The sequence below is a fragment of the Arthrobacter sp. NPDC090010 genome (genome assembly GCF_044748305.1).
Lineage (GTDB): Bacteria > Actinomycetota > Actinomycetes > Actinomycetales > Micrococcaceae > Arthrobacter_E.
This window is the reverse complement of sequence record NZ_JBIVFT010000003.1, coordinates 125677-145602: the sequence shown is the minus strand read 5'-3', so window position 1 is coordinate 145602 and position 19926 is coordinate 125677. Positions and strand designations below refer to the sequence as shown.

Sequence of the window (19926 nt, the reverse complement as noted above, 5' to 3'; positions counted from 1 at the left end):
CTCAGGCCGGCGCCGCCCCGAGTGCTGCGGCCGCCTCGCGCATGGCGCGTTCGGCGATGGCCACGGTCATGAGGCTGTTCCCCGCCACGATGTGCAGACCGTAGGCGTCCTCCAGGGCCACCAGGTTCATGGCGAGGCTCTCGACAGGCAGGCGCAAGGCGAAATCCCCGTCGCCCGCGCCCCGCTCCAGGATGCCGCGATAGGTGCTGAGCTGCCGTTGATACATTCCCTCGACCAGCTCGTGGTGCAGCGTGGAGTTGCCGGCCAGCACGTCGAATTCGTAGAGCAGGCGCATCAGCGCGTCATCCGGCCCGCTGGGCAGCCCATGGCGGATCGCGGCGCCGAGCTGTGCCGCGGCGTCGGGAAGTCCGGCGATGACGGCGTCCCGCGCGTCGCAGAGGCGCGCGACGCCGGCGCGGTGCGCTTCGATCAGCAGCTCGTCCAGGTCTTCGTAGTAGTACAGGACGGCGCCCCTGGTCAGACCGGCTTTGGCGGCGACGTCGGTCATGGAAATGGACCGCAGCCCGCGTTCGGATGCCGCGTCCAGCGCCGCCGCGACGAGCTTCTCCCGCCGTGCGGTCTGGTTGCTGGGCCGTGCCATGCCTTGACGTTAGCAGAGGGGAATGCTTCACTGGGGATAATTCATTGACGACGCTGTCAAAGAATTCCCTCGATCTTCCGACAGGACCCTCCCATGCTCGATCTCCTCCTGACCCGCGCCACCGTCCGCACCTTCGATCCGGCCCAGCCCTGGGCCGAGGCCGTGGGCATCTCGGGCGGGCGCATCAGCTACGTCGGCAGCGCCGCCGAGGCCCCCGCGGCCCGCAGCACCCGCGACCTCGACGGCGCCCTGCTCACCCCGGGCGTGATCGACTCCCACAACCATCTTCTGCTCGGTTTCGACGCCGACGCGGTGAGCCTCGAGGGCGCCGAGACACTCGAAGAAGTCCGCCGCCGCATCCAGGAACTGGCGGATCGCCGCCCCGAGCTGGACTGGATCTGCGCCGAGAACGCCGTCTACTCCGTGGTGCACGGACGTCGCCCGAACGCCCACGATCTGGCCGGGCTGACGGACCGGCCCATCTTCGTCACCACTTACGACCAGCACTCCGTCTGGCTCAATGAGGCCGCGCTGCGCCTCCTGGGCATCAGCAACGGTGGTGATATCCCCTGGGGCAACCCCGAACTGGACGCGGACGGGAACCCCACCGGCTGGGTCACCGACTTCTACACGAGCGCCATGACCACGGCCGGCCTGGCGGGGCTCCAGCGCGACATCCCGATGTACTCCCCGGACCGTCGCTACAAGAAGTTCCTCTCCAGTCTGGAGATGGCCACGGCCACGGGCATCACCACCGTGGTGGAACCCCAGGTCCCGCTCGCCGAGGTCCCGCTGCTGGACCGCGCCATCCGGGAAGGCAAGCTCTCCTCGCGCGTGATCGCGGCCCTCTTCCACCCCGTCGACGCTGACGACGCCTTCCGCCGCCGGCTGCGCGAAGCCGTGGACGACGCCCCGCAGCACGACCGCCTGCGCCTCGGCCCCATCAAGCTCTACGCCGACGACGTGATCGAACCCCACACCGCCTGGATGCTGGAGGACTACGCCAACCGCCCCGGCCACCGCGGCCACCCCTCCGCCGCGCTGGGCGAGCTCACCCGGATCGTCACCGAGCTGGACCGGCTCGGTTTCCAGACCCACACCCATGCGACCGGCGACGGCGGCATCCGCCTCGCGCTCGACGCGATCGAACACGCCGCACGCACCAACGGGACGAGTGACCGCCGCCACGGGGTGGTGCACGTCGAATGCCTCGACCCGGCCGATCTCCCGCGCTTCCGCGAACTCGGTGTCACGGCGGCCATGCAGCCCCGGCACTGCTCGCCGGATCTGGTGGCCGGAACCTGGATGGAGAACGTGGGCGAGCAGCGCTGGGACCGTGCCTGGCGTTTCCGCTCCCTCATGGAATCGGGCGCTCACGTGGCCCTCTCCAGCGACTGGCAGGTGGGCGAGATGGACCCCGTGGTGGGGTTCTACTCCGCGCTGACCCGGGCCGGTCTGGACGGCTCCGACGCCTGGACACCCGCCGAACGGCTCACCCTGGACCAGACACTGCGCGGCTACACGGCCGAGGGTGCCTGGGCCTGGCACGCCGAGAATGAGCTCGGCGTGATCAAGCCCGGCGCGCAGGCCGACGTGGTGGCCTGGAGCTCCAATCTCTACGAGCACGAGCAGGATCCCGCCGCGCTGCTGGAACAGCGGGCGGCACTCACCCTGGTGGGCGGCGAAGTGGTCCATGACGCGGCCGTCGACGCCGCGCCGGTACCGGTCTACGGAGGGCAGTCGCACTGCTCGGCCCATGACAGCCATACGCCCCAGCACTGAGCGGACCGTCCCTGAACGGACCGTCACCGAGGGCTGAAACACCGCGAGTGGGCACTTGATCACAGTGTTCCCGCCCGGGACTGTGATCAAGTGCCCACTCGTTGTAGGGGCGACGCGCGGGAGCGTGTTTAGACGATGTCCCGGGTCTTGTTGAACTTGGCGATGGCCCGCTGAGTGCCGCGGGTGGTGAGCACCTGGATGGCCGCGCTGACAGTGGCCGAGATGACTGCGAAGGCGAGAGCGCCGCGCAGGCTCGCCTCGGCGTCGTCGCCCTTCTGAGGCGGCTTGTTACCCGTGGCCTTCTCCCAGCCGGCGTTCACCAGCTTGGAGCCGACGATCCCGGCGCCGATGCTCACGGCCGTGCCGAGCAATTTGAGCAGAAGCTGCATGGTTTCTCCCTTGCTGTGCCGGACGTTACTGCTCTTCAGCCTACTCGTCCCGCCCGGTCAGCGCCTGGCACCGACCGGGTCGGACTCCGGCTCGTCATCACCGCTCCGTTCGGGCTGCGGAACCACGGGGATCATGCCCGTGGCGATCATCCTCTCCCGCTGCCGGGCCTCCCGGCGGCCGCCCGGAATCGGGTTGCCGAAGTCCCGGGGTGTCCCGTCCGGGGCCATGATGAGCGCGTGCGAACCGGTGTGTGCGGCGGGCTCGGCGGGACGTGCGACAGCGCTCCGCTTGCCGGGGCGCTCGTCCTCCTGCGGAACCGGACCGGCGGAGTCCGCGGTTGCGATCCCGGCGTCGGCGCCTGCGAGAACCGGGGTGTCGCGGTTCAGGCGGGCACCCTCGACGTCGACGTCCGGGAGATGCCTCTCGAGCCACTTCGGCAGCCACCAGGCACGGGCGCCCAGCAGGTGCATGGCCGCCGGGATCAGCGTCATGCGCACCACGAAGGCATCCACCAGGACGCCGAACGCCAAGGAGAAGCCGAGGGGCCGGACCATCGTCAGGTGGTTGAAGATGAAGCCGGCGAACACGCTGGTCATGATGATCGCGGCGGCCGTGACCACGGTGGCGGCATGCCGGAAACCGATGCGTACGGCGTTCCTCGCCTTCGCCCCATGGACGTACGCCTCACGCATGCCGGAGCCGATGAACACCTGGTAGTCCATGGCCAGGCCGAACAGGACGCCGATCAGGATGATGGGCAGCATGCTCAGGATCGGACCCGGGTGGCTGACGTCGAACACCCCGCCGAGCCAGCCCCACTGGTAGACGGCCACCACGGCGCCGAACGAGGCCGCCAGGGAGAGCAGGAAGCCGACGGTGGCGAGCACCGGGACCCAGATCGAGCGGAACACCAGCAGCAGAAGAATCAGCGAGAGGCCGACGACGATCGCGAGATAGACCGGCATGGCGTCCACAAGCTTGTTCGACACATCGATGTTCGCCGCAGTCTGACCCGTCAGGCCGATGCTCACATTGAGATCCTGCTTGATCTGCTGTGCTTCGGAACGCAGATCGGAGACCACCGTGACAGTGTCCGGGTTCGCCGGCCCCTGCGACGGGATCACCTGGAAGACGGCCGTCTGGCGGTCATCACTGAGGGTGGCGGGCACCGCGGCGACCACGCCCGGGACGCCGCGGAGCTTGTCCGCCACATCCAGTTGCTTCGCCTCGGCGTCCTGTTCGCTCAGCCCGGCCGGGAACTCGCCGACCACCACGATCGGTCCGTTCATGCCATCGCCGAAGGCCTTGCTGATGGTGGAGTAGGCCTTGTACGCGGAGGAATCCGCGGCCTCGGATCCGCCGTCCGGGAGAGCCAGGTGGAGGTCCTTGGCGGGGAGCGCCACCGTGCCGAGCACGACGACGGCGACCAGCACCGCCAGCCACGGCCACTTGGTGACCCAGGCGCCCCAGCCGCGGGCGGCGTCGTCGTCATCCGAAAGGGGATGCGACGCCTTCTCCGCAGCCCGGCGCCAGCCTCGCTTGGACACCACGCGGCGCCCGATGAACCCGAGAATCGCGGGCGTCAGCGTGAGGGAGACGAGGACCGCCATCGCCACGGTGGCTGCGGCGGCGAGGCCCATGAGGGTCAGGAACGGCAGGCCCGGTACGGCCAATGCCGCAAGCGTGATGACCACGGTGATGCCCGCGAAGAACACGGCGTTGCCGCTGGTGCCGGTGGCGCGTGCGACCGATTCCTCCATGTCCATGCCGGCCAGGATCTGACTGCGGTGCCGGTTGACGATGAACAGGGAATAGTCGATGCCGACCGCCAGGCCCAGCATCAGGGCGAGGATGGGCGTCATGCTGTTCATCTGGATCGCGCCGGACAGTGCGAAGGTGCCGCCCACGCCGACCCCGACTCCGGCGATCGCCATCAGGAGCGGGAGCCCGGCGGCCACGAGAGTCCCGAGCATGATGATCAGGACCAGCACGGCGACGCAGAGACCGATGATCTCAGCCGGTCCGGCCAGGCTGCCGAGGTCCTCGGAGAGTTCCTTGCTCGGATAGACGTTCAAGCCACTGCTCTGGGTGGCTTCCAGGGTGTTGACGACGTGATCGCGGGCGTCGGTGGAGACGGCGCTCAGTGAGACCTTGAAGGTGATCTGGGCGACGGCCACGGCGCCGTCCTTGGAGACGAAGCGGATCCCCTGAGCCGCTTGCGCCTTGCGCTTGGCCTGATCCAGTTCCGCCTGGTGGGCGTCCAGTTCCTTGGCGGCGGCATCGGCTTTGGCACGGCCGTCGTTGTAAGCCTTCTCCGCGGCGGCGATCTGGGCTGCCGCGGCCTGTGCCTGGGCCGCAGGGACCTGGGCGCCGGATGCCTGGGCGGCTGCCGCCTGTTGCTTGGCGGTGTCCAGCTGCTTCTTGGCATCCTCCAGCTGGGCGTTGCCCGCGGCCTGCTGGGCCCGGCCGGCTGCGATCTGCTTCTCCGCGTCGCTCAGCTTGCTGGTGCCGGCATCCACCTGGGCCTGGGTCGCGAAGGGGTCGATGGTGCCCTGGAGTTCGGCCGCCCCGTTGAGGCTCTTCAGGGCGTCCTGGACGCTCTTCTTCTGCGCATCCGTGAAGGCCTTGCCGTCCTTGGTCTCGAAGACCACGGATCCCGTGCCGCCCGCGGACTCCGGGAGGACCTCCTTCAGGTGGTCCAGAACCCGCTGGGTCTCGGTGCCGGGGATCTTGAAGTCATTGGTGAGCTTGCCGTGGAATGCGGCGGCCGCACCTCCGACGGCCAAGAGGACCACGAGCCAGAAGGAGAGGACCCACCAGCGGTGCCGGTAGGAGAACTTGCCGAGCCTGTAGAGCAGGAGTGCCATGGTCTATTGCCTTTGTCGATGCCGGTTGGTGCGGGAGCGGGTGATGGGTGGTGCTCAGGCGAAGCCGTTGCGAAGATACTGGAGTGCTTGGGTGATGAGGACGCGCAACGCTGCGCTGTCGGTGTCCGCCACGTTCCCGTCACGGGGGAGCTGGTGTTCCAGCCAGAACTCCATGGCCGACTTCCCCGCGCCGATGATGGCGCCCACCATAGTCTTGACGAAGAAGGGGTCTGCTTCAGTTCCCAGACGTTCTACGGCAACGGCGCTGAGCTTGTAGCTCGCCTCCTCCCAGGCCATGAGCTGCCAGCGTTGCACCTGAGGTTGATTCTCCGTCAGAAGGCAGACCCGCGCCATCCGGGACAGGGCTCCCGGCTCCACCAGTGAGGTGACGGCGGCGATGGCGGAGTCCAGTAGCGGTTCCTCCAGGGGCCGCTTGCGGAACTCCTCGATGGCGCCGTCCAGGAAGTTCTGGACTGTTGCGGCGAGGGCGGCTTCCGGGCTGGGGAAGTAGTTGAAGAAGGTGCGGCGGGAGATCCCGACGGCGTCGGCCAGGTCCTCGGCCGTGAAGTTGCCCATGCCGTTCTCGGAGAGCAGCCGGACGGACGCCTCGATGATCGCGGCCCGGGTGGCCTGCTTGTTGAGCTCACGGCGGGAAGTCTTCTCGTCCTTCCCGCCCGCGGGTGCTCCCGTGCCGCGGGGTGTCGCGTCGAGAGCCGTGCTGGAGTCCATGGAAAAAATGCTACGGCAGCCAGTGCACGCAGTGCAATCTTGCATTGAGTGAAGTGAACGAAGTCACAGTGTGGCTCGGCGTGAGCACGCCCGTCCCAACGGCCGAGTTCGTGGCGGGCCGGGACGGGAGCTGGGTTTCGGCCGAGCTCGTGGGTTTCGGCTGAGTTCGTGGGTCTTTCCCACGAACTCAGCCGAAACCCACGAACTCACCTGGCAGGGGAGGCGGGGTCGCAGAGGGTGGGCGCCTGGCTCCGGGTGCTGGTGGGTGCGTGCAGATGGCCCGTTGATACGATCCGGGCATGGAATTCGTGGTGTTGTACTCCCTGCGTGACGGCGTCGACCGGGCCCGGCTCATGGAGGTGTTTCCGCGGCATCAGTCCTATTACCGGGAATTCCGTGCGGCCGGCGGCGGACTGATCGCCCTGGGCCCGTTCCTGACGCCTGATCCGGCGGCCGGGTCGATGGGAGTTTTCTCCACGCGGGACGACGCCGAGAGATTCATCGCTGACGACCCCTTCGTCACTGAGGGGTTCGCGGAGCCGCGCATCCTCGAATGGAACGTGGTCCGCTTCGAGCCGTGAATCCCTGGCCTTGCCCATGCGGCCTCGGGCATGAGTATGGCCCCGGCACGGTATGGCAACGCCGGGGCCATGATTCACTCACTCGCACATCTCTCTCTGGAGACGATGTCCACGCTACGACCGGAGTCTGAACGCTGGCTCAAAATACCGTGGACGTTCACCGCTCATGTGCCATGCATCGGCTCGCCGCCCCGGAGGGGTTCGGCTCGCCAGGTCCAGTCGTTTCCCCACGGACCTTGCTGAAAAGACCGCTTCCGGACGGTCTCGGGCTTCCTCGGCTAGCGCCCATTGAGCTTCAACAATGAGGCCGTACGTATCGTGAGGTAGCCACGCCATTCCATGGCCGCAGCGTCGGAGTAGCTCGGGAAGTCGGCAGACCAGCCGCCGTCGGCGTCCTGTGCCGACTGGGCGCGATCGAGGTCCGCCTCCACCGCATCGGGTCCGAGCAGCGCACGGATCGGGCGGCCCGGTTCCGGAGCATAGTCCAGGAGATGGAGACTTTCGCCGTCAGCACCGCCGAGCACGGGAAGGGCACCCGTGTGAGGTACGAAGCGGAACAGCTCGGTCAGCAGGGCTTGCGCTTGTGGATGGGTGTCGGAGGCGGCGTCCAGGAATTGGAGGGCCGCAGACAGAACGTACGCGAACGGTGCCTCGGTGATGGCGGCGATCGCGTTGAAGCAGTATGCCACCGAGCCCTTCAACCACGGATGCGACAGGATCGATTCATCGACCCGGGCCGAGCGGAGAGCGTGGGTGGTGATGCCTGCGGTGATCTGCAGCGACGACTTGCCCGAATCGGCCTGGACCCAGAAAGGTGCGCATGCGGTCGGATCTTCAATCGGCAGGGCGAAAGGGAGACCGCCGTCCGGGAGCGCGACCTTCTCAAGCCATTCCAACAAGGGGCCGGACGTCTCGGGTGCGGCGATGCCGGTATCAGCGATGGCCTCCCAAGCATGCTGTGCTCCGCCTGGCTGGCTTTCCGGCGCCCGGAGGTCGGGCTCCAGTCCCCAGCCGAAGCCGCCGTCGCTGTTTCGATACGCTTCGAGGCTGTTGATGATGCCGTTCCTCGACCGCTCCGCCTCTCCGATGTTCAGGGCGAGGTCAAAACGGTGGCGATCCAGCAGTCGTGCGTGGGATGTCATGAAAGCGTGGGCGCGGTCAATATCAATGCTCATGCTTCGAGCATGGTTCGTCCGGAGGACTCATGATTGGACGAATCGGCCAGAACGCGTCTGCGGTGCAGCCACGGACTGCGTGGTCAAAGACCGGCTGCGAGCCGCGCAGGCGTTCGTCCGGACAGTTTCTTCGCGTCTCGCGTGAAGTGAGCCTGGTCGAAATACCCGGCGGAAGCAGCCGCGTCTCCCAGTGCCAAGCCATCCTGGACGAGTTGGAGGGCCTTCTGAAAGCGGTGGATCTGCAGAAGACTATTCGGGCCGTAGCCGAAAAGGCGGTCATGGATCCGGCGCAATGACCGTTCGGACATGTTGTGGGCGCAGGCTATCTCTGCCAAACGCTTCCCCTGGTGTGCTGAATGATCGAGCGAAGCTGCAAGCGAGAGGAGCCCGTGGTCAGGTTCCGCCCGTCGCCATAACTCTGCCAGGACTTGCTCCAATAGCTTGCCGGGATCGCCGTCGAATCGGCGTTCCAGAGCCGCCGCGTGCGGGGTCACGGCCTGAAGATCGACGTTCAGGTCAACCAGTTCTTGCGCGGACACCTGGAGCAGGGTGTGGGCCACGCCCGGAGGAAGCCGGAGCCCGACGGTAACCTCACCGGGTGATGTGGAGACGGTCATGGCACGCGTGCCAGGTCCGGCGAACACCAGGCGGTTCTGGAACCACATGATGTCCATGACGCCATCTGGAAGGACGCTCTGCTGAGTGGCGGATGCTTGCACCCGCCACATCAGCGTCCCGGTTCGCTCGCTGTGCCAACTCGTGTATTCCGTCACGTCTGCGGCCCGTCCCTTCTGAGTAACAGACTAGTGCCACAGAGCACGATCGAGGCAGGTGCAGGCCCTTGCTGGGGGACTGATCGGGCGACCCTGAAGCCGCGGTCGTCAGCTTTTGAGGACGGAATCCAGGGGGAGCTTCAACGTGTCGTAGCTGCTGGAGTCGACTTCGAGGAGCCTCCCGTCGAGCACCAGGGTCGGCGTTCCGCGGAGGCCGAGCTCCGTGGCGTCGTCGAGATCCCGCTGGACCCGCTGCGCGACCGCGGCCGAGGTGAAGTCCTTGGTGAAACGTTCCATGTCGAGGCCCAGAGTGCGAGCGTAGGAGGTGAAGGCCTCCGCCTGGCCCGAAGCCGACTTCGCCCACTCCGACTGGTGCGTGAACAGGGCGTCCGCCATCCGGGCCTGGGCGCCCTGTTCCGCGGCGGCTTCCACGGCTTTGGCGGCGAGCGGCGCGTTCTGGTGCATGGGCAGGGGGAAGTTGCGCACCACGATCTTGACCTGCGAGCCGTACTCCTTCACGGCGCGGGTCATGAGCGCATCCATCTTGGCGCAGTAGGGGCACTGGTAGTCGGTGAAGAGGACCAGTGTCGCTTTGGGACTGGCAGGGTTGCTCAGCGTTCGTGCATTCTGCGGGGCGAGTTTGGCCAGCAGGGCTGCGGACGGGGCCTCGGGAGTGCTCGCCGGGGCGCTGGGGCTCGGCGTCGAGGTCGCGGACGACGGCGCGCCGCAGGCTCCCAGCAATGTCGCCGAGGCGCTCAGGGCCAGGACCCCCGCCAGGCTTTTCATGGTCAATCCTGCTCGCGATCGGCGCGCCATCGTACTCCCCGTGCTCGTTCTGAACTTGGCTGCGAGCCTAACCAGCGGTCCGGAAGGAGGCCAAGTTTCGTGAGGAGGGCAACAGAGGCCTGGGCGCGGGCGGTGGACCGGGCCCACGTCAACCACGCACCGTGTTCGGCCGACCTCGCGAGTTCGGTGCGAGATCGCGTATCTTGTGAGCGGTTTGACCCATAACTAGCGAGTTCGTGAGGTGAGGTGTTCTGTCTAGCGGGCTCAGCCAGGGGCAGTCCCCGACTAGCGGGCTCGGTCTAATGCAGCGCTGTGTTCCGCCGATCTCGCTAGTTCGGCGCGAGATCGCGTGTTGTGTGAGCGATTTGACCCTTAACTAGCGGGCTCGGCAGGGGCGTGGTCCGGAATCAGCGAGCTCGGCAGGGGGAGCAACAGCGTCGGTCGGCCGTCACCTAGGGGCAACGCTCCCAATGTGACAGCGGGACCGCAACACCGTCGTCGGGCGGGTATAAACTGTGGTCCACCAGAAACGACAGGGGAGCGCCGCCACCGAGAGGTGCGTGGGCGCTGAGAGTGCGGATCAACCGCAGACCCTCGAACCTGATCCGGTTAGTACCGGCGATAGGGAGTCGAGCATCTCAGAACGTGCCATCCGGCACCTCCCCTCCTGCAATCCCAGGAGGATGACATGACCACACAGACAATCGCGACGCGCCGCAGCTGGCGCGTGGTGGACATCGTGGTGGCGGCACTGATCGCCGTCGCCGGCGGTGTGATCTTCTGGGCCTGGGATCAGGGTGCCAATCTGATCAGCCCGCTGACCACCGCGTTCCCGCCCCTCTCCGGGCTCTACGTCGGAGGCTGGCTGCTGCCGGGCGTCCTCGCCGGCCTCATCATCCGCAAGCCGGGCGCCGCTCTGCTGGTGGAGGTCATCGCGGCCTGCTCGGAACTCGTGATGGGTTCACAGTACGGCCTGACGGTAGTGGCCTCCGGAGCCATCCAGGGCCTGGGCGCGGAGATCGTCCTGGCGATCTTCCTGTACCGGAAGTTCAACCTCCCGGTGGCCCTGTTCTCGGGCGCGGTGGCGGGTCTCGGATGCGCCATCAATGACAACTTCCTTCCCTGGGGCTGGAACATCACCTGGGACGGCGGATCCCAGGCCGTGTACCTCCTGTTCTGTGTGATTTCCGGCGCCGTGATCGGTGGGCTGCTCGGGTGGCTGGCCACCCGAGGCCTGGCGAAGACCGGTGCACTGTCGGCTTTCGCGTCCCGCCGGGCCGGGTCCGAACCGGTCTTCGGCTGAGCCATGGCCTCCACCTCGGTCCATCCGGCCCGGGTCACCGCCCGGGGCTGGGGCTGGCGGCACGGCGGGCGTGACCGCGCCGCCGTCGCCGGCCTCGACCTCGACCTCGAACCGGGCGAAAAGGTCCTGTTGCTCGGTCCGTCCGGGGCCGGCAAGTCGACGCTGCTGCATGCCCTGGCGGGTGTGCTCGGCTCCACCGAGGATGACGGAGCCGACGAGAGCGGCACTCTGCTGATCGACGGCGCGTCCCCTCGCGCGGCACGCGGCCGGGCCGGGCTGGTGCAGCAGGACCCCGAGACTCAGGTGGTGCTCGGCCGGGTGGGCGACGATGTCGCCTTCGGCGCCGAGAATCTGGCCGTGCCGCCCTCCGAGATCTGGGGCCGGGTCCGCAGAGCGCTCGACGACGTCGGGCTGGGGCACTTGCCGCTGGATCACCCGACGCATGCGCTGTCGGGTGGTCAGAAGCAGCGTCTGGCTCTGGCCGGGGTGCTGGCCATGCGGCCGGGCCTGGTACTGCTGGACGAGCCCACCGCGAATCTGGACCCGGACGGCGTGCTGGAGGTCCGTGATGCCGTGATCCGTGCTGTCGCCGGCTCGGGGGCGACGCTGGTGGTGGTGGAGCACCGGGTGGACGTCTGGAAGGACGCCGTGGACCGCGTGGTGGTGCTGGGGGCCGACGGTTCCGGGCCGTCCGGCGTGCTTGCGTCCGGTGCGCCCGGGGCGGTGCTGGACGCGCAGGGCGAGGCCCTGGCCGCGCAGGGCGTCTGGATTCCGGGTCGGGTGCCCGTGCTGAGCGGTCCGACCCGGGAAACGGGTTCCCGCGGATCCGGCGGCGCAGTGCTCCTCCGGGCGCGCGAACTCGCCGTGAGCCGTGCCGTCCGCGCTCGCCGGGGACTCGGCGCGAAGGCCACGGAACCTGTCCTGAGCGACGTCGGCCTGAAGCTGAAAGCCGGACACGCACTCTCGGTCACCGGCCCCAACGGCGCCGGGAAGTCGACCCTGGCCCTCACCCTGGCGGGCCTGCTGCCGCCGGTGCGGGGCGCCGTCGTCGCCTCTGAACTCTTGATGACCGCGGGAGGATCCGAACCCCGGCACCCCGAGCCGCACCGCTGGAAGGCGAAGGAACTGATCACGAGGATCGGCACCGTCTTCCAGGAACCGGAACATCAATTCGTGACCGGAACCGTCCTGGACGAACTGCGCTTCGGACCGCGTCAGCTGGGCCGAGGTGAGGATCGAGTGGACGAGCTGCTGCAGCGTCTGCGGCTGGAATCCCTGGTGGAGGCCAATCCTTATACGCTCTCCGGCGGAGAGAAGCGACGGCTGTCGGTCGCGACCGTGCTGGCCGCTCATCCGAGGCTGTTGGTGCTGGACGAACCGACGTTCGGTCAGGACGCCAACACCTGGGCGGAACTCGGCTCTTTGCTGCTGGAGTTGCTCGCCGACGGCGTCGGGTTGCTTTCCGTCACGCACGACGCCGACTTCACCCGGGCACTCGGGGCCACGGAGCTGGTGCTCGGTGGTGCCGGCCACGCGACGGAGGGCCCTGCGGCCGCGGTTCCGGCCAGTGGCCGGATGTCGGGAGGGGACGCATGAGCGCTCTTCCGGTCCTTCCCGTGGCCGATGTCGACCCTTACGCCGCCGCGCGGAGGGCTCAGCCGTTCCTCGGACGAGTCAATCCGCTGTCCAAACTCGGTGCGCTGGTGATCATCACCCTTGCCCTGATCTGGTCCATCGACTGGCTCTCGGCGGGGATCGCCGTCGTGTGTGAAGTGCTGGTGCTGCCTTTGGCGGGGCTTTCGCTGCGACGGTTGTGGTTGCGGGCGTGGCCTCTGATCGGTGCGGCGCTGCTGGGCGGCTGGAGCACCGCCCTGCTTGCGCCGGACAAGGGTCCGCTCCTGTTCCAGTTCGCGATCTGGAGCGTGGGGGAGCACTCGCTGCTTCTGGGCGTCGGTTTCGCTTTGCGCGGGCTGGCGATCGCCTTGCCCGCGGTGATCATGATGGCGTGCACCGAGCCGACCGAGCTGGCCGATTCCCTGGCTCAGCTGGCTCGATTGCCGCATCGCTTCGTGCTCGGCACGCTCGCGGCCCTGCGTCTGGTGGGACTCATGGTGGAGGAATGGCAGACCCTCGGCATGGCCCGGCGCGCTCGCGGCGTGGGTTCGGGAGGAAACGTCTTCTCCGCGGCGGGGGCGAAGCTGGGACAGAGTTTCGGTCTGCTGGTGCAGTCCATCCGCAGGGCTTCGCGGCTGGCCGTGACCATGGAGGCGCGGGGGTTCGGGGCGGGACCGCGTAGCTGGGCGCGTCCGTCCAGGCTCTCCCGTGACGACCTTTGGGTGCTGGTGGGTGCGCTTGTCGTGGCCGTGGCGTCGGTGGGGGTGTCCATCGTCGTGGGCGCGTGGAATGTCGTCTATTGAGTTCGGCAGGGCCACCGTGGGGCGAGGCTCGGGATCGTGACGCGAAAACCGAAAAATATCGCACGAATCGACTTGGGTATCCCAAAAATGCCGCCCGTTCGGCGGTGCTTGCGGGAAAGTAGCTCACATCTGATATATTCGTGCGCATGACTGAGACGATGGATCATCTGGCCTCCTGGCTCCGCGACGCCCGGAGCGACAAAGGCTGGACGCAGGGCAAGCTGGCGGAGGAGCTGGGAACCAGCCAGAGCGCCGTGGCCCGCATGGAGACCGGCAAGCAGAACCTGAGCCTGCGCATGATCCGGCGGCTCGAGGATCTTTTCGAAGCCACTCTCGTCACCCCCGCGCGGCCTCGCGTGACCCATCTGAAGGTGGAGGGCGGTCACAAGCTCAGCGGCGCCGTCGACGTCAACAGCAGCAAGAACGCCGGCGTCGCGCTCCTGCTCGCCAGCCTCATCAACCGCGGCACCACCACGCTGCGCCGTCTGGCGCGCATCGAGGAGGTCAACAGGATCGTCGAGGTTCTGGCGAGCATCGGCGTCGAGTGCACGTGGCTGAACGAGAACGATCTGCGCATCCGCCGCCCCGAGTCGCTGGACCTGGACGCCATGGACGTCGATGCCGCACGCCGCACGCGCAGTGTCATCATGCTCCTCGGCCCGCTCCTGAACGAGCGCGACGAGTACCAGCTCCCGTACGCCGGCGGTTGTGACCTGGGCACCCGCACCGTCGAACCGCACATGCAGGCGCTGCGTCAGTTCGGGCTCGAAGTGGAGGCCAAGTCCGGTTTCTACACGGTTCAGGCCCCCGAGGCGGACAGCAAGGACCGCAGCTTCGTTCTCACCGAGCGCGGCGACACGGTCACGGAGAACGCCATCATGGCCGCTGCGCACCGCACCGGCACCACCGTGATCCGCAACGCCAGCCCCAACTACATGGTGCAGGACCTCTGCTTCTACCTGCAGATGCTCGGTGTGAGCATCGACGGCATCGGAACCACCACCTTGCGCATTACGGGACTCAGCCACATCAACGTGGACATCGAGTACTACCCGTCCGAGGACCCCATCGAGGCGATGAGCCTCATCACCGCGGGCATCGTGACGAACTCCGAGGTCACCGTGCGCCGCGTGCCCATGGAGTTCATGGAGATCGAGCTGGCCTTCCTGCAGCACATGGGGCAGGAGCTGGAGATCTCCGGCGAGTACACGGCCCGAAACGGCCACACCCGACTGGTGGATGTCACCACCAAGCCGAGCACCCTGCACGCCTCGGTGGACAAGATCCACCCCATGCCGTTCCCCGGCATGAACATCGACAATCTGCCGTTCTTCGCGGTCATCGCGGCCAATGCCGAGGGTCAGACCATGATCCACGACTGGGTCTATGAGAACCGTGCCATCTACTTGACCGAGCTCAACCGGCTCGGCGCCAACATCCAGCTCCTGGATCCGCACCGGCTCTACGTCAACGGGCCCACCAAGTGGCGTGCCGCGGAGATCGGCTGCCCGCCGGCCCTGCGTCCCGCCGCGTGCATCCTCCTGGCGATGCTGGCGGCTCGCGGCACGTCCACCCTGCGCAACATCTATGTGATCGAGCGCGGTTACGAGGACCTGGCCGAGCGGCTGAACTCCATCGGCGCCCGGATCGAGTACTTCGAGGACTGACCCGGCGTCCTGCCGTCCCCTTCGGGGGCATTGACCGGGCGTTTGCGCCTCGGATATCTTCGCCTCACGTCCCGGGCAGCGGGATCCGGCTTGGGGAGGCGCGGGTGAAAGAGACGAACGGTTTGCGGACGACGGCGGCTTGCGCGCCAATGCTGATGGCTCTGGGCCTGGCGGTCCTGGCCTTGAGTGCCTGCACCGGGGGTGCGACGGCCGCTCCGGAGACGAGTAGTGCGTCGAGCGCCGTGCCCGGGGTCGTGCCGGGACAGGAGACCACGGCGCCGTCCTCCGAGCTCACGCTGGGGCAGTCTGCACCCGCGGAGAAGGAGCTGGCGTTAGGGCGTTCCGCGAGCCCGGGCGGGGCCACGCTGGGCCCGTTCTCCACGGGTACGGGGTACCTGGCCATCGATTTCCAGTGTCGCGGCAAAGGCATTGGAACCGTGAAGCTCTCGGATGGCTCCGGCGCAAGTATGGACTGCGGGGTCGTGGGTGACGGAATGCGCAGCACTCTCACTGTCCAGTCGTCCCGGAGCCTGACCGCTACCGTCAGCAGCCCCGGCGCCTGGGTGGTCCGGATCTCGCAGGTCCCGCCGGCGGATCCCGGGCCCGCGCCGTCGTCGTAGTTCCGGACTCCCGCCTCTCTCTCCGCGAGAAGTCAGTTAAGCACAGTGCGAGGACGCCGGACTGTGCTTAACTGACTTCTCGGCTTAACTGACTTCTCGCGGGAGATGTTTAAGGGGTGAGGATGTTCGATCTTGAGGTGATCGGTGCCGGTTTGCCGTTCGCCGTCGCCTTGCCGCAGTTGCGGGACGTGCTCGACGCCGGTTCCGCCGCCGTCGTACAGGCCCCACCGGGCACCGGCAAGACCACTCTGGTTCCCCCGCTGGTCGCCGAACTCGCCGCAGTGCGGAACCCGGGCGGGCGGCCGCGCGTCGTCGTCACCCAGCCCCGACGAGTGGCGGCACGGGCCGCGGCCGGACGCCTGGCGAGCCTGGACGGTTCCCCGCTCGGGGACAAGGCCGGGTTCACGGTCCGGGGTGAACGCCGCCTGAGCCGGGATGCGGTGGTGGAGTTCGTGACGCCGGGCATCCTGCTGCGCCGGATGCTGGCGGACCCGGAACTCGCAGGGGTGGATGCCGTGATCCTCGACGAGGTTCACGAACGCGCGCTGGACAGTGACCTGCTCTTCGCCATGCTCGGCGAACTACGCCAGCTCCGTGATGATCTGCTGGTGGTTGCCATGTCCGCCACCTTGGACGCTGCGCGTTTCGCCACCCTGCTCGGTGGAGACGACGGCCCTGTGCCCGTGGTGGACTGTCCGTCCGCTCTGCATCCTCTGGAACTCGCGTGGGCCCCTACACCGGTTCAGCGTCTGGACGAACGCGGGGTGACCCGGGGCTTCCTCGACCATGTCGCGGACGTCGCCGCAACGGAACACCGTGCCGCCCGGGCCGCGGGCCGGGACATCGACGCACTGGTGTTCGTGCCGGGTGCGCGCGAGGTGCGGCTCGTGGCCGAGAGGATCCGTGGGGCGGCCCCTGGCACGGAGGTGCTGGAGCTTCACGGACAGGTGGGCCCGGCAGAGCAATCACGGGCCGTGTCCGGACGCGGTCCCGGCGACGCGCCTCGCATCATCGTTTCGACTTCACTGGCGGAATCCTCGCTCACGGTTCCCGGAGTCCGCCTGGTGGTGGACTCCTGTCTCAGCCGTGAACCTCGCCGGGACGCCGCCCGCGGGATGAGCGGTCTCGTCACGGTGGCCGCTTCGAGGGCCAGCGCAGAGCAGCGGGCGGGCCGCGCGGCCCGCCAGGGGCCCGGCCGTGCGGTGCGCTGCTGCGATGAGCGGAGTTTTGCCGCGGCCCCTGCTCAACCGACCACGGAGATCCTCGCGACGGAACTGACGGAGGCCGCTCTCATCCTGGCCTGCTGGGGCGCGCTGCCTGCCGTCTTGGCCGGAGACCGTGGATTCGCGCTGCCCGATCAGCCCCCGTCCGCCGCCCTGCGCGACGCCGTGGACACCTTGCGGGCTCTGGGAGCAGTGGACGACGCCGGTAGGCCCACCGAGGAGGGCCGCCTGCTGGCGGGCATTCCGGCGGACCCGCGCCTCGCTCGCGCCCTGGTGGAGGGCGCCGCGGTGCTGACGCCGAGAGCCTCCGCCGAGGCTGTGGCTCTCGTGGCCCGCGAATTCCGGGCTTCCGGGGCAGACCTCGTACGGCTCCTCGGGGGCCTGCGGTCCGGCCGCGAACCGCAGGCCAAGGCATGGCAGGACGAGGCGCGGCGCTTCGAACGGCTTGCGAGCGGGGCTGAATTCGATGCTTCGGGTGAGTCTGACCAGGCACCCGCCCCGGGGCCCGGCGGCGAGGTGGGCGCCGTCGTCGCGCTCGCTTTCCCGGCGCAGGTGGCCCGCCGGGTCCCGGGGGATCGGGAGGTCTACCTCTTCGCTTCGGGGACCAGGGCCGCTTTGCCGAGCGGCAGTTCCCTTGCCGGGCATCCGTGGCTGGCGGTCGCTGAAGCGAGCCGGACCGGTGGCCGGGAGGCCGCTGGGACCGGCGCGGTGATCCGTGCAGCGGCGCCGGTCTCCGAGGAATTCGCGTGCCATGCGGCGGCGCGGCTGCTCTCCGACGCGGTGGAAGCGGAGTTCGACGGCGGACGGCTGGCTGCGCGTCGTGTACGGCGGCTCGGTGCCATCGTGCTTTCCAATACGCCGGTGAAGCCCTCGCGGGAGGAGGGCCGGGATGCCGTGCTCCGCGCCCTCCGCCGGGACGGTCTGGGGCTGTTCTCCTTTTCTCCCGCTGCGGATGGTCTGAGGCGGCGGCTCGCCCTGTTGCATGCCGAACTGGGTGCGCCGTGGCCCGAGGTGTCGGACGCCGCGTTGCTTGAGCGGGCGGCGGAATGGCTCGGCCCGGAGCTCGAAGCCTTGGGGTCCGGTGCTTCGCTCAGGAGCGTCGACTTGCTGGATCCGTTGCGGCGGCTGCTGCCGTGGCCGGAGGCCGTACGTCTTGAGGAGCTGGTGCCTGCGGAGCTCGAGGTGCCGAGCGGCCGTCGGGTCCGGATCGAGTACCCCGAACCGGCGCTGGTTCCGGGTGAAGCCGGCGACGGCGCCCGGCCTGTCGTCGCCGTCAAACTCCAGGAGTGTTTCGGCTGGGCTGAGACGCCGCGGCTGGTGGGAGGCCGGGTGCCCGTGCTGTTCCACCTGCTGTCGCCCGCGGGCCGTCCTCTCGCGGTGACCGGTGATCTGGCATCCTTCTGGTCCGGCCCGTACGCGCAGGTCCGGGCCGAGATGCGTGGACGTTATCCCAAGCACCCCTGGCCCGAGGACCCGTGGACCGCGGTGGCCACCGCCAAGACCCGGAACAGGATGGGTGGCTAGGCGGCGGTCATTCGACGCTCGCTGGTGCCGGGGCAATCTGGGGCGCGGTGGTGGCGGGGTCTCGTCGGAGGATCGAACGTAGTTTGAGGAGCGGGATGAAAGACAGTGCCGCCATGATGCCGCCGAAGACGTAGACGGCCGCATAGTTCTGCTGGCCGCCGGAGATCGGATCGCCGTTTCCCATGAGCAACAGCAAGGGCGCAAGTGCAGGAGCCACGGATTGCGGCAAGGTCTTGGCGACGTTGAACGCGCCAAGGTAGCGGCCCTCCTCGCCCGCCGGAATCACCCGCATCACCAAGGCCAGATCGACCGCATAGTAGGCGCCCAGGGCCAGTCCGGAAAGGACGAGGGCCAGCCAGTAGTCTGTGATGTCTGCAGTGAAGGCCTTCAGACCCATCGCGACGATCATGGCCGTGATTGATGCGATCACGAGTGGGGCGTAGCTCTTCATGCGAGCAGCGATGTATCCGAAGGCGATTGCCGCAACCATGCCCAGGAGGGCTGAGGCGATCGAAGAGAATCCGGTCAGTGATGCCGCCTCGGTGGGTCCCAGATGAAGCCGGACGATGAGGTAGTAAAGGCCGAAGGAACCCATGAGCATGTAGCCCAGCTGAAGGACGGCCCGTTGGATCCAGAGCCAGCCGAAAAGGGGCTGCTTTTTGGGATTGAACAGCAGGGACGAGAACACCTCGCTCCAGCGGGCCTTCTGTGCCGTTTCCGGTGTTGCTGGCGCTTCGCCGAGCCACCGGCAGCCGAGCGTCGCGAGTAGCAGGGCGAGGACCGGAATGAGGAGGAACTGCAGGACGGGCAATTGTGAGGTGGAGCCGGTGATCAGCATGGCCGGGATCAGTGCCATGAACCCGGCTCCTCCGAACCAGCCACTGGCCTTCGACCGTTGCTCGTCAGAGACGCGCTCGGCAAGCATCGAGTTCACGCTGGCCAGGCCGGCATTGGCGCCCAGCTGAATGAGGATGGCGCTCAGAATCAACGTAGCGAGGTTCTCGGAGCTGAGGGCGATCACCGAGCCGACGACGCCGATTGCGGCACCGCCGACGACCCAGGGACGACGGCGGCCCCAGCGAGAGACCGTGCGATCGGAGAGATAGCCGCAGATCGGGAAGAACACCAGGGCTGTGATCGCGCCGGCCAGGCTCACGGCGGAGATGGCGCCTTCCTTCTCGGATGCCGGGACAAGGGACAGGACCTTCAAGGGGAAGGTGATCGCCAGGGGAGCAATGATGGTGGCCATCAAGGCGCCCTCGATGAGCGCCAACACGGCGGCGTGCCGCATCTGCTGGCGTGGGGACAGTCGGTTCATGGTCATCTCACTGGGACGGAATGAAGGGGTGCATCCACCAGTGAAGTTGCCGAAGGTGGCGGCAACCCCAAAACCTAGTGAACGCTTGGTAAATCCGGGAATCGGCGGCTACATTGACCATGACGGTCCAGTTGCCGCCGCCGGATGACTCGTACATGAGCCTCGCCGCG

The 19926-nt window shown here is 67.9% G+C and carries 16 protein-coding genes and 1 riboswitch; of the genes, 8 read left to right on the top strand and 8 right to left on the bottom strand.

Annotated features, from left to right (window positions below):
* Position 1: 1 nt before the first annotated feature.
* Complete coding sequence (locus tag ACIPXZ_RS06065; RefSeq protein WP_400591365.1) at positions 2-601, bottom strand: TetR/AcrR family transcriptional regulator; 600 nt, start codon at positions 599-601, stop codon at positions 2-4.
* A 93-nt stretch (positions 602-694) separates the two neighbouring features.
* Between ACIPXZ_RS06065 and ACIPXZ_RS06060 the strand changes: the two genes are divergently transcribed.
* Positions 695-2383, top strand: coding sequence for an amidohydrolase (locus tag ACIPXZ_RS06060; protein ID WP_400591363.1), 1689 nt, complete (start codon positions 695-697; stop codon positions 2381-2383).
* 128 nt (positions 2384-2511) lie between these two features.
* On the opposite strand, the gene ACIPXZ_RS06055 is transcribed toward ACIPXZ_RS06060, so the two are convergent.
* The 3 genes from ACIPXZ_RS06055 to ACIPXZ_RS06045 are packed head-to-tail and all read right to left on the bottom strand — an operon-like array spanning position 2512 to position 6369.
* A complete protein-coding gene (locus ACIPXZ_RS06055; protein WP_400591361.1) occupies positions 2512-2772 on the bottom strand; it encodes a DUF4235 domain-containing protein in 261 nt (86 codons plus the stop codon).
* A gap of 57 nt (positions 2773-2829) precedes the next feature.
* Positions 2830-5640 carry an MMPL family transporter gene (locus ACIPXZ_RS06050; protein WP_400591359.1) on the bottom strand — a complete coding sequence of 937 codons (2811 nt, stop codon included), beginning with the start codon at positions 5638-5640 and terminating at the stop codon, positions 2830-2832.
* Between the two features lie 54 nt (positions 5641-5694).
* Positions 5695-6369, bottom strand: coding sequence for a TetR family transcriptional regulator (locus ACIPXZ_RS06045; RefSeq protein WP_400591357.1), 675 nt, complete (start codon positions 6367-6369; stop codon positions 5695-5697).
* Between the two features lie 299 nt (positions 6370-6668).
* Here ACIPXZ_RS06045 and ACIPXZ_RS06040 point away from each other — a divergent pair, with 299 nt between their 5' ends.
* Complete coding sequence (locus ACIPXZ_RS06040; RefSeq protein ID WP_400591355.1) at positions 6669-6950, top strand: YciI family protein; 282 nt, start codon at positions 6669-6671, stop codon at positions 6948-6950.
* A 278-nt stretch (positions 6951-7228) separates the two neighbouring features.
* On the opposite strand, the gene ACIPXZ_RS06035 is transcribed toward ACIPXZ_RS06040, so the two are convergent.
* From ACIPXZ_RS06035 to ACIPXZ_RS06025, 3 genes are all read right to left on the bottom strand, one after another.
* A complete protein-coding gene (locus ACIPXZ_RS06035; protein WP_400591353.1) occupies positions 7229-8125 on the bottom strand; it encodes a hypothetical protein in 897 nt (298 codons plus the stop codon).
* Between the two features lie 83 nt (positions 8126-8208).
* Positions 8209-8853 carry a helix-turn-helix domain-containing protein gene (locus tag ACIPXZ_RS06030; protein ID WP_400591928.1) on the bottom strand — a complete coding sequence of 215 codons (645 nt, stop codon included), beginning with the start codon at positions 8851-8853 and terminating at the stop codon, positions 8209-8211.
* A 153-nt stretch (positions 8854-9006) separates the two neighbouring features.
* The gene (locus ACIPXZ_RS06025) at positions 9007-9684 is read right to left on the bottom strand and encodes a DsbA family protein (RefSeq protein ID WP_400591351.1); all 678 of its coding nucleotides are present in this window, start codon (positions 9682-9684) and stop codon (positions 9007-9009) included.
* A 524-nt stretch (positions 9685-10208) separates the two neighbouring features.
* A riboswitch (TPP riboswitch) is annotated at positions 10209-10329 on the top strand.
* A gap of 43 nt (positions 10330-10372) precedes the next feature.
* On the opposite strand from ACIPXZ_RS06025, the gene ACIPXZ_RS06020 reads away from it, so the two are divergent.
* The 6 genes from ACIPXZ_RS06020 (at position 10373) to hrpB (ending at position 18438) form a co-directional block, all read left to right on the top strand.
* Positions 10373-10987, top strand: coding sequence for an ECF transporter S component (locus ACIPXZ_RS06020; RefSeq protein ID WP_400591349.1), 615 nt, complete (start codon positions 10373-10375; stop codon positions 10985-10987).
* A gap of 3 nt (positions 10988-10990) precedes the next feature.
* A complete protein-coding gene (locus ACIPXZ_RS06015; RefSeq protein WP_400591347.1) occupies positions 10991-12583 on the top strand; it encodes an ABC transporter ATP-binding protein in 1593 nt (530 codons plus the stop codon).
* Entirely contained in the window at positions 12580-13404 is an 825-nt protein-coding gene (locus ACIPXZ_RS06010; protein WP_400591345.1) for an energy-coupling factor transporter transmembrane component T family protein, read from the top strand. The genes ACIPXZ_RS06015 and ACIPXZ_RS06010 overlap by 4 nt, the downstream gene beginning before the upstream one ends.
* A 146-nt stretch (positions 13405-13550) precedes the next feature.
* A complete protein-coding gene (locus tag ACIPXZ_RS06005) occupies positions 13551-15071 on the top strand; it encodes a UDP-N-acetylglucosamine 1-carboxyvinyltransferase (RefSeq protein WP_400591343.1) in 1521 nt (506 codons plus the stop codon).
* 104 nt (positions 15072-15175) lie between these two features.
* Entirely contained in the window at positions 15176-15691 is a 516-nt protein-coding gene (locus ACIPXZ_RS06000; RefSeq protein ID WP_400591341.1) for a hypothetical protein, read from the top strand.
* Positions 15692-15813: 122 nt separating this feature from the next.
* Entirely contained in the window at positions 15814-18438 is a 2625-nt protein-coding gene (gene hrpB, locus ACIPXZ_RS05995) for an ATP-dependent helicase HrpB (protein WP_400591339.1), read from the top strand.
* 7 nt (positions 18439-18445) lie between these two features.
* On the opposite strand, the gene ACIPXZ_RS05990 is transcribed toward hrpB, so the two are convergent.
* Positions 18446-19756, bottom strand: coding sequence for an MFS transporter (locus tag ACIPXZ_RS05990; protein WP_400591337.1), 1311 nt, complete (start codon positions 19754-19756; stop codon positions 18446-18448).
* Positions 19757-19926: the final 170 nt, after the last annotated feature.